Source organism: Nonomuraea basaltis, assembly GCF_005893125.1.
Classification (GTDB): domain Bacteria; phylum Actinomycetota; class Actinomycetes; order Streptosporangiales; family Streptosporangiaceae; genus Nonomuraea; species Nonomuraea basaltis.
Genome location: NZ_VCJS01000140.1, coordinates 1 through 17,111 on the forward strand (window position 1 = coordinate 1; position 17,111 = coordinate 17,111).

The 17,111-nt window shown below is 70.7% G+C and carries 12 protein-coding genes; 4 read left to right on the forward strand and 8 right to left on the reverse strand.

Annotated features, from left to right (window positions below; all coding sequences use genetic code 11):
- Positions 1-59: 59 nt before the first annotated feature.
- The 6 genes from EJK15_RS44570 to EJK15_RS44595 form a co-directional block, all read right to left on the reverse strand.
- Positions 60-1,859: an acyclic terpene utilization AtuA family protein gene (locus EJK15_RS44570; protein WP_138716527.1), complete on the reverse strand. Its 1,800-nt coding sequence runs from the start codon at positions 1,857-1,859 to the stop codon at positions 60-62.
- Positions 1,856-2,620, reverse strand: coding sequence for an enoyl-CoA hydratase-related protein (locus tag EJK15_RS44575; protein ID WP_138716528.1), 765 nt, complete (start codon positions 2,618-2,620; stop codon positions 1,856-1,858). The genes EJK15_RS44570 and EJK15_RS44575 overlap by 4 nt, the downstream gene beginning before the upstream one ends.
- A complete protein-coding gene (locus EJK15_RS44580; protein ID WP_138716529.1) occupies positions 2,617-4,494 on the reverse strand; it encodes an ATP-binding protein in 1,878 nt (625 codons plus the stop codon). The genes EJK15_RS44575 and EJK15_RS44580 overlap by 4 nt, the downstream gene beginning before the upstream one ends.
- Positions 4,491-6,080, reverse strand: coding sequence for an acyl-CoA carboxylase subunit beta (locus EJK15_RS44585; RefSeq protein ID WP_138716530.1), 1,590 nt, complete (start codon positions 6,078-6,080; stop codon positions 4,491-4,493). The genes EJK15_RS44580 and EJK15_RS44585 overlap by 4 nt, the downstream gene beginning before the upstream one ends.
- A gap of 132 nt (positions 6,081-6,212) precedes the next feature.
- Positions 6,213-8,486 carry a serine/threonine protein kinase gene (locus EJK15_RS75220; protein WP_240777604.1) on the reverse strand — a complete coding sequence of 758 codons (2,274 nt, stop codon included), beginning with the start codon at positions 8,484-8,486 and terminating at the stop codon, positions 6,213-6,215.
- Positions 8,487-8,690: 204 nt separating this feature from the next.
- Positions 8,691-10,052, reverse strand: a complete 1,362-nt coding sequence (locus EJK15_RS44595) for an FAD-binding oxidoreductase (RefSeq protein WP_240777605.1) — start codon at positions 10,050-10,052, stop codon at positions 8,691-8,693.
- A 121-nt stretch (positions 10,053-10,173) separates the two neighbouring features.
- Between EJK15_RS44595 and EJK15_RS44600 the strand changes: the two genes are divergently transcribed.
- Positions 10,174-10,725, forward strand: a complete 552-nt coding sequence (locus tag EJK15_RS44600; protein WP_138716531.1) for a hypothetical protein — start codon at positions 10,174-10,176, stop codon at positions 10,723-10,725.
- An 8-nt stretch (positions 10,726-10,733) separates the two neighbouring features.
- Here EJK15_RS44600 and EJK15_RS44605 read toward each other — a convergent pair whose 3' ends face one another.
- On the reverse strand, positions 10,734-11,939 hold the full coding sequence (locus EJK15_RS44605) for an aspartate aminotransferase type Ic (protein WP_138716532.1): 1,206 nt from the start codon (positions 11,937-11,939) through the stop codon (positions 10,734-10,736).
- Positions 11,940-12,037: 98 nt separating this feature from the next.
- Positions 12,038-12,871, reverse strand: coding sequence for a TIGR03619 family F420-dependent LLM class oxidoreductase (locus EJK15_RS44610; protein WP_206061487.1), 834 nt, complete (start codon positions 12,869-12,871; stop codon positions 12,038-12,040).
- Between the two features lie 182 nt (positions 12,872-13,053).
- Between EJK15_RS44610 and ctaD the strand changes: the two genes are divergently transcribed.
- The 3 genes from ctaD to frdA all read left to right on the forward strand — a co-directional run bounded on the left by ctaD (position 13,054) and on the right by frdA (position 17,069).
- Positions 13,054-14,793 (forward strand): aa3-type cytochrome oxidase subunit I, encoded by a 1,740-nt coding sequence (gene ctaD, locus EJK15_RS44615; RefSeq protein ID WP_138716533.1) that lies wholly within the window; start codon positions 13,054-13,056, stop codon positions 14,791-14,793.
- Between the two features lie 304 nt (positions 14,794-15,097).
- Positions 15,098-15,331, forward strand: coding sequence for a hypothetical protein (locus EJK15_RS44620; RefSeq protein ID WP_138716534.1), 234 nt, complete (start codon positions 15,098-15,100; stop codon positions 15,329-15,331).
- Positions 15,332-15,335: 4 nt separating this feature from the next.
- Positions 15,336-17,069, forward strand: a complete 1,734-nt coding sequence (gene frdA / locus EJK15_RS44625; RefSeq protein ID WP_138716535.1) for a fumarate reductase (quinol) flavoprotein subunit — start codon at positions 15,336-15,338, stop codon at positions 17,067-17,069.
- Positions 17,070-17,111: the final 42 nt, after the last annotated feature.

The following is a 17,111-nucleotide window of genomic DNA, read 5'->3' on the forward strand; positions in this document are numbered from 1 at the left end:
GTGCTGGGGGCGGGGCTGCTCGGGTGGCGGGCGCTCGGGCAAGGGCCCGGGATGTCGCACTAGGTCAGGGGCGTGGGCACGTCGACGAGCTGGGCGCGTAGCTCCTCACCCAGGGCCTTGGCCTGCGGATCCATGCGGGGGCTGGCCGCCACGCCTCTGCCGAGGAGGCCGTGGATGACGAAGTTGAGCGCCTTGATGTTGGGCAGCTCGTGGCGGTCGATGCGGTGGGCCGACAAGGACGGGAGGAGCTCCGCGAGTCTGGCGGGCGTGAGGTGGGCTTGCAGCCAGGCGTAGCGGGCTGCGGTGTCGGCCCAGACGCCCAGGTTGGCGTTGCCGCCCTTGTCGCCTGAGCGGGCGCCGGCGATCCGGCCCAGGGGGATGCGCACGGTTTCCTCGGTGTCGTGGTCGGGTGCTCGGCCGCCGTCCACGGGCGCCGAACTCCGCCGTACCTCGGATGCGGCCGGTCTGCTGGGCGTGGCCGGTGTGCCGGACGCGGTCGGTGCGTTCGGCGTGGCCGGTACGGCGGGTGCGTGGGGCGAGCTCGGCTCGGAGATCGGCGCCGTGGCCTGCGGCGCTGCCATGGCGGCGGCGGAGGGCAGTTCCTTGCCGCTCAGGAAGACCTGGGGGTGGACCTGGGAGGCCGGGACGAGGACGGGCCAGTAGACGCCGTAGGGTGAGGCGTTGCCCGGTGGGGTGAGGCCGTAGAAGCCTGGGTAGCTGGCCAGTCCCGTCTCCACCACCGCAGAGGAGAAGGCGCGGCCGGCCTTGTGCTGGTCGGCGTCCATGACCGTGATGCGCAGCAGGCCAGAGTCCGTGAGCGTCACGTCCACCGCGTCGAACGAGTCCCGGGGGATCCGCGCCCAGAGCGACTCCTCCGCCACCCGCGCCTTCGCCTCGATGTCCAGCCCCGTCAGCACGAGCGTCATCGTGTTCCGGTAGCCGCCCAGGTAATTCACCGCGACCTTGAGCGTGTCCGGCGGCGGCTCCCCCCGGACCCCGGAGACCTGCACCCGGTCCGGCCCGTCGTCCGACAGCGTGATCGTGTCGAACCTGGCGACCACGTCGGGGCCGAGATAGCGCGGCCCGCCCAGCTCGTACACGAGTTGCGCCGTGACCGTGCCGATCGACACCAGCCCGCCCGTCCCCGGATGCTTGGTGATCACGGCGGAGCCGTCGGCACGCAGCTCGGCGATGGGGAAGCCGCAGTGCGCCAGGTCCGGTACGTCCTGGAAGAACGCGTAGTTCCCGCCCGTGGCCTGGCAGCCGCATTCGATGATGTGGCCCGCCACCACGGACCCCGCCAGCGGGTCGAGGTCGCCGGGCCCCCACCCGTACCGCCAGATGCCGGGACCCGTCACCAGGGCCGCGTCGGTCACGCGGCCGGTCACCACCACGTCGGCGCCCGCCGACAGGGCGGCGGCGATCGGGCGGCCCCCGAGGTAGGCGTTGGCAGTCAGGGGCGTCGCGTCGAGCCGCTCGCCGGTGTCGGCGTTGACCAGATCGAGGTCGCTGCCGATGAGGTCGTCGCCCGTCACGTGCGCGACGGCGGGGGAGAGGCCCAGCCGGGCGGCCAGCTCGTGTACGGCCTCCGCGCACCCGGCCGGGTCCAGCCCGCCCGCGTTCGCCACGATCTTGATGCCCCGGTCGAGACAGGGACCGAGGACGTCCTCCAGCTGGCGCAGGAACGTGGGGGCGTACCCTGGCCGGCCCTTGAGGCGGTTGCCGGCGAGGATGAGCATGGTCAGCTCGGCCAGCCAGTCCCCGGTCAGCACGTCGATCGGGCCGCCCTCGACCATCTCCCTGGCGGCGGAGAGCCGGTCGCCGTAGAAGCCGCTGCAGTTCGCGACCCGCAGGGTCATCGCGACGACGCCCACTTCGGCGGGCGCTTCTCCCAGAACGCCGCGATGCCCTCCTGGCCCTCCTCCGAGGTGAAGCGCTGGGCGGACAGCTCAGTCATCTGCCGCAGCCCTTCCTCGAACGGCAGCCGGGGCACGTCCCTGATCAGCCGCTTCGTGATCGCCAGGGCCTCCGGGCCGCCCTTGATCAGCATCCCGGCGTAGTGCGCGACCGTCGCGTCCAGCTCGACCTCCGGCACGGCCCGGGTGAGCAGCCCGATCTCGGCCGCCCTGGAGGCGTCGAACACCTCGCCGGTCAGGAAGTACTCGGCCGCCGCCCGGGGGTCGAGCCGCCTGAGCACCGGTACGGAGATCATGGCGGGCACGACGCCGAGGCGTACCTCGGTGAACGCGAACGACGCCGGCAGCGGCGCGATCGCGAAGTCGCAGGACGCCACCAGCCCCAGGCCGCCCGCCCGCGCGGTGCCGTTGAGGCGGCAGATGACCGGCTTCGGGCTCTCCCAGAGCAGCGTGAAGATCTCCGGGAGCGACGCCGTCACCGGCGCGTCCGCCTTCCGCTGCTCCTTCAGGTCGGCGCCCGAGCAGAACACCTTCCCGGTGGCCGTCAGCACGATCACCCTGGCCTCGGGCTCGGCCAGCGCCCAGGTGAGCCGGTCCTTCAGATCGGCGAGCAGGCGTGCGGACAGGGCGTTGCGGTTGGGCGGCGAGTCCAGCGTGACGGTGGCGACGCCGCCCGCCAGGTCCTGGTGCACGAGGCTCGTCATGGGTTCCCCTCCTGGATGATCGCCAGTACGGCGCCCGCCTCGACCTGCTGTCCCTTCTCGACGTGTACGCCGGAGACCACGCCGTCGGCCGGGGCGGCGATCCGATGCTCCATCTTCATCGCCTCCAGCACCAGCACCGCCTGGCCCTTCGTCACGCGGTCGCCGGCCTCCACCTCGACCCGCAGCACGCTGCCCGGCATGGGTGCCAGCAGGGATCCGGGGGCGACGTGCTCGACGGGCTCGGGCAGGCGCGGGACCGGGGTCAGCTCGGCGTGGCCGCCGGCGTGGTCGACGTAGACCGGGCCGCCCTCCTCGTAGTGGGCGATCTGGAAGGTGTGCCGGACGCCGTCGCGCTCCAGGACCACCTGTTCCGGGTCCGCGCTGATCGTGGTGATGCCCTCGGGCAGCGGGTCGTAGACGATCTCGGCCTGCGTGAAGCGGGCGCGGCGGGGCTGGGAGCGAACGTTGCGCCAGCCGCCGGGCAGGCCGGCCAGCACGGGGGCGCGGCGGCGGTTGGCGGCGGCCAGGGCCAGGGCGGCGGCCAGGGCGGGCAACTCGTCCGTGCGTTGCGGTGCGCTCGCGTGGGCGGGGCCGGCCGGATCCTCCAGGAAGCCGGTGTGGGTGTCACCGGCCAGGAAAGCACGATTTTCCAGGATTCTTAGCAGTAAATCGCGATTCGTCGTGAGGCCGTGCAGTCGCGCCCGCCGCAGCGCCGTGACCAGCTTGCGCACCGCCTCCGCCCGCGACGAGCCGTGCGCGATGACCTTGGCCAGCATCGGGTCGTAGTACGGCGAGACCACCGATCCGGACTCCACCCCCGAATCCACCCGCACATCACCGGTGACCTCGAACCGCCGCACCACGCCCGACTGCGGCAGGTAAGCGGCGTCCTCCGCATAGAGCCGCACCTCCACCGCGTGCCCGGACGGGACGGGCGGCACGGGAGGCAACGCCGCCCCCTCGGCCACCTCCAGCTGCAGCCGCACGAGATCGACCCCGTAGACCAGCTCGGTGACCGGGTGCTCGACCTGGAGCCGGGTGTTCATCTCCAGGAACGCCACCCGGTCCCCCTTGACCAGGAACTCCACCGTCCCGGCGCCGACGTACCCGATCTTGCGGGCGGCCCGGACGGCGGCCTCGCACAGCCGCTCCCGCAGCTCGGGAGCGATCCCTGGCGAGGGGCACTCCTCGACGACCTTCTGATGCCGCCGCTGCACGCTGCACTCGCGCTCGCCGAGCGCCCACACGGTCCCGTGCCGGTCGGCCAGCACCTGCACCTCGACGTGCCTGGCCAGCTCCAGCAGCGGCTCCGCGAACACGGTCCCGTCCCCGAACGCCGCCACCGCCTCGCGCCGCGCGGACTCGACCTCCCGCGCCAGCTCCCCGGCGTCCCGCACGATCCGCATCCCCCGCCCGCCCCCACCGGCGGACGCCTTCACCAGCAGCGGGAACTCCCCGGGCGCGGTCACGTCGAGCGAGGGCAGGACCGGCACCCCGGCCTCCTCCATCAGCCGCTTCGCCGCGATCTTCGACCCCATGGCGGCGATCGCCGCGGGCGGCGGACCCACCCACAGCAGCCCGGCCGCCAGCACCGCCCGGGCGAACTCGGCGCTCTCGGAGAGGAAGCCGTAGCCGGGGTGGACGGCGTCCGCACCGGAGGCGCGGCACGCCTCCAGGACGCGTTCGACGGCCAGGTACGTGTCGGAGGGGCGGGCGCCGCGCAGCCGTACCGCGAGATCGGCCTCGGCCACGTGCGGCGCCTCCGCGTCGGGGTCGGAGAAGACGGCGACCGTGGAGATGCCGAGCGACCTGCAGGTGCGGAAGACGCGGCGGGCGATCTCGCCCCGGTTCGCGACGAGCAGACGTGTGATCATGGCCGGAACACCCCGAACCCCGCCGCCGGCGGCACCGGCGCGCTGTTGATCGCCGACAGGCACATGCCCAGCACGGTACGCGTGTCGCGCGGATCGATCACCCCGTCGTCGTACAGGCGTCCGGACAGGAAGAACGGCAGCGACTCGGCCTCGATCTGGGCCTCCACCATGGCGCGCATCGCCGCGTCGGCCTCCTCGTCGTACACCTGCCCCCTTGCCTGCGCCGACGCCCGCCCCACGATGGACAGCACCCCGGCCAGCTGGGCCGGGCCCATCACCGCCGACTTGGCGCTCGGCCAGCTGAACAGGAAGCGGGGGTCGTAGGCGCGCCCGCACATGCCGTAGTTGCCGGCGCCGTACGAGGCTCCCATGACGATCGTCAGGTGGGGGACGGTCGAGTTCGACACGGCGTTGATCATCATGGCGCCGTGCTTGATGATGCCGCCCTGCTCGTAGTCCTTGCCGACCATGTAGCCGGTCGTGTTCTGCAGGAAGAGGAGGGGGGTGCGGGACTGGTTCGCGAGCTGGATGAACTGGGTGGCCTTCTGCGACTCCTCGCTGAACAGCACGCCTTGCGCGTTCGCCAGCACGCCCACCGGGTAGCCGTGGATCCGGGCCCATCCCGTCACCAGGGAGGCACCGTAGAGCGGCTTGAACTCCTCGAACTCGCTCCCGTCCGCGACCCGGGCGATCACCTCGCGCGGGTCGAACGGCACCTTGAGGTCCTCGGGGACGATCCCGAGCAGCTCGTCAGCCGGATATTTCGGCTCTTGAGTGGGGAGCGGGGTGATGCCCTGCTTGTGCCAGTTGAGCGATCGTACGATGCGGCGCCCGATCCTGAGCGCGTCGTGCTCGTCCTGGGCGAGGTGGTCGGCCAGGCCGCTGACCCGGGCGTGCATCTCGGCGCCGCCCAGCGACTCGTCGTCCGACTCCTCCCCGGTCGCCATCTTGACCAGCGGCGGGCCGCCCAGGAACACCTTGGCGCGCTCCCGTACCATCACGACGTAGTCGCTCATGCCGGGCACGTACGCGCCGCCCGCCGTGGAGTTGCCGAAGACGAGCGCGACGGTCGGGATCCCGGCGGCCGACAATCTAGTCAGGTCCCGAAATATCCGCCCACCCGGGATGAAGATCTCCTTCTGTGTCGGCAGGTCGGCGCCACCGCTCTCGACCAGGTTCACGTACGGGAGGCGGTTCTGCAGCGCGATGTCGGCCGCCCGCAGCGACTTCTTGAGCGTCCACGGGTTCGAGGCGCCGCCCCTGACTGTGGGGTCGTTCGCCGTGATCACGCACTCGACGCCCTCGATCACCCCGATCCCGGCGACCATCCCGGCCCCGACCTGGAACTCGCTGCCCCAGGCGGCCAGCGGCGACAGTTCGAGAAATGGCGAGTCGGCGTCGACCAGCAGCTCGATGCGCTCCCTGGCCAGGAGCTTGCCGCGGCCGCGATGCCGCTCGACGTATTTCTCCCCGCCCCCGGCCACCGCCTTGGCGTGCTCGGCGTCGAGGTCGGCCAGCTTGGCGAGCATGGCCTCGCGCCGCCGTCGGTAGTCGTCGCTCGCGGGATCGAGCCTGCTCCTGATCATGAGCCTCCCTCGCGCAGCTCCAGCAGCAGCCGCTCGAATCGATCATCGGCTACGGTAACCGTCGCGTTGTCCCTCCAGCAAGCACGAAAACCCCGCCCGGACGGGCGGGGTTTTCGTCACAGCCGAACGGAGTCAGGTGCAGTGGCTCCAGCCGGACTTCCAGGTCTTGCCGCCCCACGAACCGCCCCAGATCACGCATTTCTTGTAGGCGGGCAGACGGATGGGACCTGCGTATGCGGTGAAGTTGCCCGGATTGCTCGCGCTGCCCCCTCCCTTGACCTGGAGGATCGCATTCATCTGCGCCTTGCTCGGGATCAGCATGCGAGACATCGTGACCACGCAGTTCTTGCGGGCACCGGAGTTGTACAGCAGGTAGATGGTGGCATTGGTCATCGCGTGGGAGTCGATGACCTTGTAGCCGGCACCGCACACGGTCGTCGGCTTGTAGGGGTTCGGCTTGAGCGGCTCCTGTATCTTGGTTGGCTTGGCGGTGGGCGCGACAGTGCGCGTGGGGCCGGAGGTCGGCGGCGTCGACGGCGCTGCCGTCGGCTCCACGTCCGGCTCGACCACGTCCTGCTTCTTCGTTTTCGTCGGAGTAGGAGTAGGAGCGGACTTGGGCTGCTTCGTCGTCGTCTGGGGACGCGGCTGGGCGGTGTCGATCGGGGCCGTCGGAATCTGGGCGACCGGCTGCTTGGACTGCTTCGGCTTCTTGGTCTCCTCGGGCACCTCGATGTCCAAGGTGGGGACCGGCTGTGAGGTTTCCGCGGGGACGAACGGGTCGGGGGTCTGCTCGGCGGACGGCGGCTCGCCCGGCTGACCGGCGCCTGAACCGTCGCCTGGGGTGTTCGTCGTGGTGCCGCCCACGGCCACCACCGGGATCTGCTTGCTGTTCGCCTGCACCACCACGGCCCCGGCGACCACGAGCAGGGCCGCTGCGGCGGCTCCGGACAGGGCGAGGGTCAGAGTGCGGCGCTGCTTCGCGGACGTGCCGTCACCCGGCCGCGAACTGCCGCCGGGTCCACTGGGTCCGGCCGGGCCACCGGGCCTGCCGGGTCCTCCGGGTCCACTCGATCCGCCGTGCCCGCCGGGGGTGCCGCCCTGGAACGGGCCGCCTTGAGGCATCCCGGGGCCGTGGGAAGGCATGCCGGATGCGGCGGCTTGGTGGCCGCTGCTGGGGCCGCCCTGAGGCGCTCTCGCGTGCGGGCCGCCGCCTGGCATCGCGGGCTGGGGGCCGCTGGGCGTTCCAGGCTGGGCGCCGCCGAGCTGGGGGCCACCGGGCGCTCCTGGCTGCGGGCCGCCGTGGGGGGAGCCGCCTGCCGGGCCGCCCATCGGCCCGTTCGCCATGGAGGCGGCGCTGTGGGCTGGGTCCGCGGCAGGGCGGCCGTGAGGGCCCGTCTGCGGGGGTGCTGCGGGCTGTGGAGATCCCACGGGGTGAGGGCCGGTGGGCTGCGTCCAAGGGCCGGGGTAGGCCTCCTGGCCTGGACCGCTCTTGCCTGCGCCCTGGCCCGTGCCGGGCTGGGCGGTGAGGCCGGGCTGCGCGGCGGCCGCACCTGCCGCCTGCTGGCCCGTCACCGGCTCGATGGCCGACTTCGGGGCCGGCTGGCCGGTGAGGTGGACGATGATCTCGTCGGCGCTCGGCCGTTGCGACGGGTCCTTGGAGAGGCAGGCGGCCACCAGCGCGCCCAGCGCACCCTCCATGGCCCCGAGCTCCGGCTCCTCGTTCAGGATCCGGTTCATCACCACGGGAATGGAGTCGGCGCCGAACGCCGGCTTGCCGGTGGCGGCGAACACCATGGTGACGCCCCACGCGAACACGTCGGCCGCCTCCGACACCGCAGCGCCGCTGAGCTGCTCGGGCGCCAGGTACGACGGCGTCCCCATGGCCATTCCCGTGGCGGTCGCGCCGGGGGAGTCAAGGGCGCGGGCGATGCCGAAGTCGATCACGACGGGACCCTCGGGCCCCATGAGCACGTTGGCGGGCTTGAGGTCGCGGTGCAGGATCCCGGCGCGGTGGATGGCGGCGAGCGCGGTGGCCGTGCTGATCGCGAGCCGTTCCAGCGCCGCGCCCCGCCGCGGCCCCTCGTTGATGACCATCTCGCGCAGGGAGGGGCCCGGGACGTACTCGCTCACGATGTACGGCCGGCTCCCGTCCAGGTCGGCGTGGAGCACGGGAGCGGTGCAGAACCTGGCCACCCGCTGCGCCACCGCCACCTCGCGCAGGAACCGGGTCCTGGCGTCGGCGTCGGCCACCAGGGCATGGTGCAGCAGCTTGACCGCGACCTGTTCCCCGGAGTCGCTCTTGCCCAGGTAGACAACGCCCTGGCCGCCCTCGCCGAGCCGGGCGACGATATCGTACGTCCCCAGCCGTCGCGGGTCGTCCGCCGCCAACGGCTGGAACTGATTCACGTCGGACCCCCATCACAACCCAATAGATGAGGCAAAACGCTACCAGCGTGAGGCATGGGACGTCTGCCGGACGTGTCAGAAGTTTCACGCTTTGACGCAGTGAGTCAGTGTTCTGCCGCAGGTCGTGTGCGCGTCGACGCCCAAGGTCACGGCTTGGTCAAGGCCCCGGTCCTCCGTCGGCCAGGCCAAGCCCCAGGTCTTCCGTCAGATCGCCTTGCCCGGGTTGAGGATGCCCAGCGGGTCGAAGACCGCCTTGATGCCGCGCTGCACCTCCGCGGCCACCGGCCCCGACTCCATGGCCAGCCAGCGCTGCTTGAGCAGCCCCACGCCGTGCTCCCCGGTGAGCGTGCCGCCGAGCTCCAGCGCGTGCGTGAACACCTCGTCCGCCGCCGCCCACACCTCGGGTGGCGGCTCCACCATGCCGTGCTCGAAGATGAAGACCGGGTGCAGGTTGCCGTCCCCGGCGTGCGCGACCGTGCAGATCTTCACCCCGTGCCGGGCCGCGGCCGCCTCGATGGCGGTGATCATGTCGGGCAGTACGGAGCGCGGCACGCACACGTCCTCGACCAGGCAAGCGCCCAGACGCTCCTTGGCCTGGTACGCCATCCGGCGCAGCCCGATCAGCTCCTCGGTCTCCTGCGGGCTGGAGGACACGGCCACGAAGGAGGCGCCGTTCTCCATGCAGATCCGCTCCATGCGCTCGGCCGTCGCCTGCCCGTCGGTGGCGTCGGACTGGCCGATCAGCATGGCCTGCGTCGTCGCTTCGAGCCCGATGTTGCGCCAGTCGTCGATCGCCTCCAGTGAGGCCCGGTCGAGCAGCTCCATGAGCGACGGCTGGCAGCCGGCCGCCATGATCGCCGACACGGCCGCCCCCGCGTCCCTGAGCGAGCCGAACTCGGCCGCGAACGTCGCAGGCGGCGCGGCCGGCGCGCGGCGCAGCCGTACCGTGGCCGCGGTGATGACGCCCAGCGTGCCCTCCGAGCCGACGAACAGGCCGGTCAGGTCGTAGCCGGTGACGCCCTTCATGGTGCGCCGGCCGGTGTTCAGGATCCGGCCGTCGGCCAGCACGACCTCGAGGCCGAGCGCCGAGTCCCTGGTCACGCCGTACTTCACGCACCGTAGCCCGCCGGCATTGGTGGCCAGGTTGCCGCCGATCGTGGAGATCTCGTACGACGACGGGTCCGGCGCGTACATGAGCCCATGCTCCCTGGCGGCCCGGTCCAGGTCGGCGGTGATGACGCCGGGCTCGACGACGGCGATCTCGTCGGCCGGGGACAGCTCCCTGATCGCGGTCATCTTGTGCAGCGAAAGGATGACCGCGCCGTCGCCGGCGACGGACGCGCCCGCCAGGCCGGTGCCCGCGCCGCGCGGCACCACCGGCACCCGGTGCTCGCTCGCCCACCTCAAGGTGGTGACCACATCGTCGCGGGAGGCCGCGAGCACCACGCCGAGCGGCTTGCCGGGCTCCAGGAAGGTCCGGTCGCGGGCGTAGGAGTCGATCACGTCGGGGTCGGTCAGGACACGTGCATCAGGCAGAGAGTTCACCAAGGCATCGATTGGTCTCACATCATGCACCCTAGGTGGAAAATCCCACTACCTGGGGCGGGGCCGCTGCACGTGGGCCATCCTGCGGTTTGCGCAGGCCGGTCCTTAAGGACAAACTGCCCAGGTGAAAGTCAGGTGCCCGGTGTGTTCGGAGACTGACCAGGTCGTCGCGGTTCCTGGGGCAGTCGCCGCGGGGACCACGTACAAGATCGGGCGGGTCAGGTTACCCGGCACGCGGGAGGTCGCCGACCTGCCCACGGCCGCGACGCTGGGCGCGTCCAAGCACGTCATGAGCCGTACGCAGCTCGCGGTCTGGCTGTCGTTCCCCAGCCGCCACTACACGCCGTGGGCCAGGAACCAGGGCTACATCCTGCTCTTGGCGGCGGCCCTGACCCACCTGGTCGTGTCGCTGGTGATCGCGATGGGGCAGGACCCGCAGTGGGGCGAGGTGCTGCTCGCCCCGTTCTGCCTGACGGGCCTGTTCTGGGGGTTCGGGCTGCTCAACGTGCTCGGCTCGTACGGCGCCCGCAAGCGCGACACCAACGAGGCCCCGGCCAGGGAGAAGGCCATGGCCGTCTGGGAGAGCCTCTATTACTGTGCTCGCGACAACGTCGTCTTCGAGCCGGAGATCGGCGTCTCGTTCCATCCGAGCGAGACGCGCGAGTACATCTTCGGCTTCAGGAACAGCAGGTAGACCTGGCCTCAGCCCTGCTGCTCCGCGACCAGGCGGACGCAGACGGCCAGGCCGTTGATGGCCTGCTCCAGCTCGTCCAGGTCCGGGTACGTCGGCGCGATCCTGATCGTGCGGTCGTCCGGGTCCTGGCCGTACGGGTGCGTGGCGCCCGCGGGCGTCAGCGCGATGCCCGCGGCCTTGGCCTTGGCCACCACCTCGGCGGCGTGCGGCACCTCCAGGCTGATGAAGTAGCCGCCCTTGGGGCTCGTCCAGGTGGCGAGGTCGCCGAGCCGCTCGGTCAGCACCTTGTCCACCAGCTCGAACTTCGGGCCGATCAGCTCCGCGTGCCGCCGCATGTGCGCGGCCACGCCCGCGGCGTCGCGCAGGAACTCAACGTGACGCAGCTGGTTGATCTTGTCGGGGCCGATGGACTGCTTGGCGGTGTTGTGCAGGAACCACTTGACGTTCGCCGGCGAGGCGCCGAAGAACGACACGCCCGCGCCGGCCAGCGTCACCTTGGACGTGGAGGCGTAGACGAACACCCGGTCGGCGTTGCCGTGCTCGGTGGCGAGCGCCAGCAGGTCGGCCAGCTCGGCCGGGGTGTCGGTGAGGTGGTGCACCGCGTAGGCGTTGTCCCAGAAAATCCGGAAATCGGGGGCGGCGGTCGGCATGGTGGCCAGCCTGCGGACCGTCTCGTCGCTGTAGGCGATGCCGGACGGGTTGCTGTACTTCGGCACACACCACATGCCCTTGACGCTCGCGTCGGCGGCTACCAGGCGCTCGACGACGTCCATGTCGGGGCCGTCGGCGTTCATCGGCACGGGGACCATCTTGATCCCGAACCGCTCGCAGATCGTGAAATGCCGGTCATAGCCGGGCACCGGGCACAGGAACGTGATCTCCGGCTCCTCGACCCAGCGGCGGGCGGCGCCGGGCATGGGGGTGAGCAGCGCGTGCACCACCGTGTCGTGCATGAGCGCCAGGCTGGCGTTGCCGCCCACGACGAGCTGCTCGGCGGGCACCTGGACCAGTGGCGCGAACAGCTCGCGCAGCTCGGGCAGGCCCTGCAGGTTGCCGTAGTTGCGGCCGTCGGTGCCGTCGGCCGCCCGGTAGGAGACCGGCAGTTTGAGCATGTCGTCGGAGAGGTCGAGCTGGCGTGGCGACGGCTTGCCCCTGGTGAGGTCGAGCGAGAGCCCACGCTGGACGAGGGCGGCGTAGTCACGCTGAGCGGTCACGAGATCTCTCCTCCGAATCGGTCCTGGACCGCAAGGATAGAAGAACTCGCCAGGGAGCCGGACATCATCCGGTATGTGGGACGTCCGGCGTCACGGTCTCAGAGAAGGACCTGTCCGGGCGCGTTCCGCCGGACGAACTCCTCCAGTTCGTCCAGGGGCAGCCCCGGCCGGTGGGACACGATGAGGCGGTCCACCCCCAGATCGGCGTAGGCGCGCACGTTCTCGGGGTCGAGGGGGCGGGCCGGGGTGACCGAGATCTCCAGCGTCCTGCCCGCCGCCGCGGCCTCCGCGCGCACCGACTCCACCTGGGCGGCCGCGGCCCGCAGGCCCAGCATCCAGCCGTACCAGCCGTCGGCCAGCTCGGCCGCCCGGCGGTGGGCGGCGCGCGTGTGCCCGCCCATGACGACCGGCACCCGCCGGACCGGGCGCGGGTGGGCGTCGACGTCCTTGAAGGACACGTACCGGCCGTGGAAGGCGGGGCTCGCGTCCTCCCACAGCGCGCGGATCGCGCGCACGTACTCAGCCGTGCGCGGGCCCCTGCCCTCCAGCGGTACGCCGAGCGCGCGCAGCTCCGGCTCCAGGTAGCCGGCCACCACCCCGAACACCAGCCGGCCGCCGCTCAGCACGTCCACGCTCGCCAGCTGCTTGGCCAGGACGAGCGGGTCGCGCTGAGGGAGCACCACGCAGCCGGTGGCCAGCAGGATCCGCTCGGTGTGCGCGGCCACGTACGCCAGCGACACGACGGCGTCCAGCAGCGGCGCGTCCGGCTCGAGCGGCGACGGCGCCACCCGCGGGCTGGGCAGGACCACGTGGTCGGCGGTCCAGAGCGAGTCGTAGCCCAGTTCCTCGGCCAGGGCCGCGATCCCGGCAAGGCCGTGCGGGCCGGCGCCGGCGAAGCCGTTCGGCATATGGAGTCCGACAGTCATCGACATGTCTGGAAACGTTATGGTCGGCGGTCGGGATCCACCAGCGACGATCTCGCATGGGAGCCCTTCCGTGGGCGCATGTCAAAGTCCCTGGCCGTGAATGTTAAAGAACGTCTTCCCGAGTTGCGATCGTTGGCGTGGAATGGGTACATCGGGGCAGGCCACACTCCGCATTGGAGGGAGCAGCCGTGACCACTGTTCGCGAGACCTCGATCGAGCAGGTCAGGCGCCGCCGCACCGGGACCGTCATCGCCTCCTGGCTGTCGACGACCGACCACAAGGTCATCGGGTACCTCTACCTGATCACCTCGTTCGGGTTCTTCCTCGTCGCCGGTGTCATGGCCATGATCATCCGGGCCGAGCTGGCGCAGCCGGGCATGGGTCTCGTCAGCCAGCAGATGTACAACCAGCTGTTCACCATGCACGGCACGATCATGCTGCTGCTCTTCGCCACGCCGCTGTTCGCCGGGTTCGCCAACGTGGTGATGCCGCTGCAGATCGGCGCGCCGGACGTCGCCTTCCCGCGGCTGAACGCGGTCGCGTACTGGCTGTTCCTGTTCGGCGGGCTGATGGTGGTGGCCGGGTTCTTCACCCCCGGCGGGGCCGCCGACTTCGGGTGGTTCGCGTACACGCCGCTGTCGACGTCGATGTACTCGCCACAGATCGGCGGCGATCTGTGGATCATGGGGCTGGCGATGGCGGGGCTCGGCACGATCCTCGGGGCGGTCAACTTCATCACCACGATCATCGGCATGCGGGCGCCCGGCATGACCATGTTCCGCCTGCCGATCTTCACCTGGAACGTGCTGCTGACCAGCGTTATGGTGCTGTTGGCGTTCCCGGTGCTGGCCGCCGCGCTGCTCGTGCTCGAGTCCGACCGCAAGCTGGGCACCCAGGTGTTCCTGAGCGAGAACGGCGGGCCGCTGATCTGGCAGCACCTGTTCTGGTTCTTCGGCCACCCCGAGGTGTACATCATCGCGCTACCGTTCTTCGGGATCATCACCGAGGTGCTCCCGGTCTTCAGCCGCAAGCCGATCTTCGGCTACATGGGGCTGGTGGGCGCCACGATCGCGATCGCCGGGCTGTCGATGACGGTGTGGGCGCACCACATGTTCCCGACCGGGCAGGTGCTGCTGCCGTTCTTCTCGTTCATGACGTTCCTCATCGCGGTGCCGACCGGGGTGAAGTTCTTCAACTGGATCGGCACGATGTGGCGGGGGCACCTCAGCTTCGAGTCGCCGATGTTGTTCGCCGTGGGGTTCCTGGTGACGTTCCTGCTCGGCGGGCTCACCGGGGTCATCCTGGCCGCGCCGCCGCTCGATTTCCACATCAGCGACACCTACTTCGTGGTGGCCCACTTCCACTACGTGGTCTTCGGCACGGTGGTGTTCGCGATGTTCGCCGGGTTCTACTTCTGGTGGCCGAAGATGACCGGCAGGATGCTCGACGACCGCCTCGGCAAGGTGCACTTCTGGACGCTGTTCATCGGCTTCCACACCACGTTCCTGGTCCAGCACTGGCTGGGGCAGCTCGGCATGCCCAGGAGGTACGCCGACTACGGCGTCGCCGACGGCTTCACCTGGCTCAACCAGGTCTCATCCGTCGGGGCGTTCCTGCTCGGCGCCTCGACGCTGCCGTTCCTCTACAACGTGTTCAAGACGACCAGGCGCGCGCCCAAGGTCACGCTCGACGACCCGTGGGGCTACTGCAACTCCCTGGAGTGGGCCACGAGCTGCCCGCCGCCGCGGCACAACTTCGTCAGCATCCCGCCCATCCGCTCCGAGCGGCCCGCCTTCGACCTGCACTATCCCCGGGAGATCGCGGCGCGGCCCTCGGCGGTCGAGGAGGGCGAGACCCCCGAGCCGGCACCTCAGGACGACGCCGGGCACGGAGCGGCGGGGCGGAGCGAGGAGGAGGGCCGCTCCTGAGCAGTTGGCGCCGTGATGCACGCACCGTGTCGCTGTGGACCCCTACCGGCCGCGTGGCGGTGCCGTACACCGGCCGGGAGGTGGATCTGAAGGCCGTCCGCTGCCGATCGGCGTGAGCACAACGCCGCGGGCCCAGCAGCATGATCAAGGAGAACGATATGGAGGGCATTTCCGGGCATCAATACTTATCTTGGAAATTCAAACTTCCTGATCATTTAGGGCTGACCATATTCGCGGTCTTCCAGAAGTCGCCTATTGGTGCTTGTGTGGAAATGACGTTCGCCCCCCTTGAGGGAGACCGGCGATGACAGGAATACGCACTCCTTTCGCCCCCGAGACGGCGCCCTGCGGCAAGAAGGTCGGCGGTGAGCGCCTCCTCGACGACGACGGCTACGGCCTGCTGATCCGCGACCAGCTCTTCGACTGCGGGTGCCGCCGGATCTGGCACGAGTACCACGACGGCAGCATCCATCTGTCCGCCATTCGCCACGACGGCAAGCGGGTAAAGGACCAGGTAGAACCCGACCACGGGAGCTGACCACATGATCGACGTGCTCATCGTCGGAGGAGGCGGAGCGGGCCTGCGGGCGGCCGTCGCGGTCGCCGAGACGGACCCGTCGCTCAAGGTGGCGGTCGTGTCGAAGGTCTATCCGATGCGCAGCCACACGGTCTCAGCCGAGGGCGGCGCGGCCGGGGTGATCGGCCTCGACGACACGCTCGACGAGCACTGCTACGACACGATCTCCGGCGGCGACTGGCTGCCCGACCAGGACGCGGTCGAGGCGTTCGTGTACGAGGCCCCGCGCGAGCTGATGCAGCTCGAACACTGGGGCTGCCCGTGGAGCCGCGAACCGGACGGGCGGGTCGCCGTCCGTCCGTTCGGTGGCATGAAGAAGATGCGCACCTGGTACGCCGCCGACAAGACCGGCTTCCACCTCCTGCACACCCTGTTCCAAACAACCCTGAAATATCAGGACATCATCAGGTACGACGAGTGGTTCGTCACCAAGCTCGTCGTCGACGACGGCCGCGTCCACGGCGTCGTGGCCGTCGAGATCAGAACCGGCCGCATCGAGACCATCCCCGCCAGGACCGTCATCCTGGCCACCGGCGGCTGCGGCCGGGTCTTCCCCTTCACCACGAACGCCGCCATCAAGACCGGCGACGGCATGGCCCTGGCCTACCGCGCCGGCGCCCCGCTGAAGGACATGGAATTCGTCCAGTACCACCCGACCGGCCTGCCGTTCACCGGCATCCTCATCACCGAGGCGGCCAGGGCGGAGGGCGGCTGGCTGATCAACAAGGACGGCTATCGCTACCTGCAGGACTACGACCTCGGCAAGCCCACGCCCACGCCGAAGCTGCGCAGCATGGAGCTGGGGCCGCGCGACCGGCTCTCCCAGGCGTTCGTGCACGAGCAGCAGATGGGCCGCACCGTGGACACGCCGTACGGCCCCGTCGTCTACCTCGACCTGCGCCACCTGGGCGAGGACAAGATCGACATGCGCATCCCGTTCGTGCGGGAGCTGTGCAAGAGCTACCAGAACCTCGACCCGGCCACCGACCTCATCCCGGTGCGCCCGGTCGTGCACTACATGATGGGCGGCGTCCACACCGACATCAACGGCGCCACGCCCATCGCCGGCCTGTACGCCGCCGGCGAGACCGCCTGCGTGAGCATCAACGGCGCCAACCGGCTCGGCTCCAACTCGCTGCCCGAGATCCTGGTCTTCGGTCGCCGGGCGGGCGTCGCCGCCGCCGGGTTCGCCAGGGAGCACCGGCAGGGCGAGGCGCCGGCCGTCCGCACCCAGGGCGGTGACGAGCGGCGGCGCTTGGAACGCGCGCGCGAGGGCAGCAGGACCGGTGAGCGAATGGCCGACCTGCGCGAGCAGATGCAGCACACGCTCGAGGGCGCGGCCGGCATCTACCGCACCGGCGACGTGCTGGCCAAGGCCGTCGACACGCTCGCCGACCTGCGCGAGCGCGCCGAGGAGGCCCGGGTGGAGGACACGAGCAGCGCGTACAACACCGAGCTGATCGCCCTGCAGGAGCTGCACGTCATGCTGGAGGTCGCCCAGACGATCGTCGCCTGCGCGCTGAACAGGGAAGAGTCGCGCGGCGCGCACCAGCGCACCGACTTCGCCGCCAGGGACGACGACGCCTACCTGGCCCACTCGCTGGTGCACCGCGCGCCCGACGGCACGCCGTCGGTCACGTTGCTGCCCGTGACGATCACCCGCTGGCCTCCGGGAGAAAGGGTGTACGGCCGTGACTGAACCCGACGCAGTGAGCGGAGTGGGGGGCGCCGCGAAGCAAGC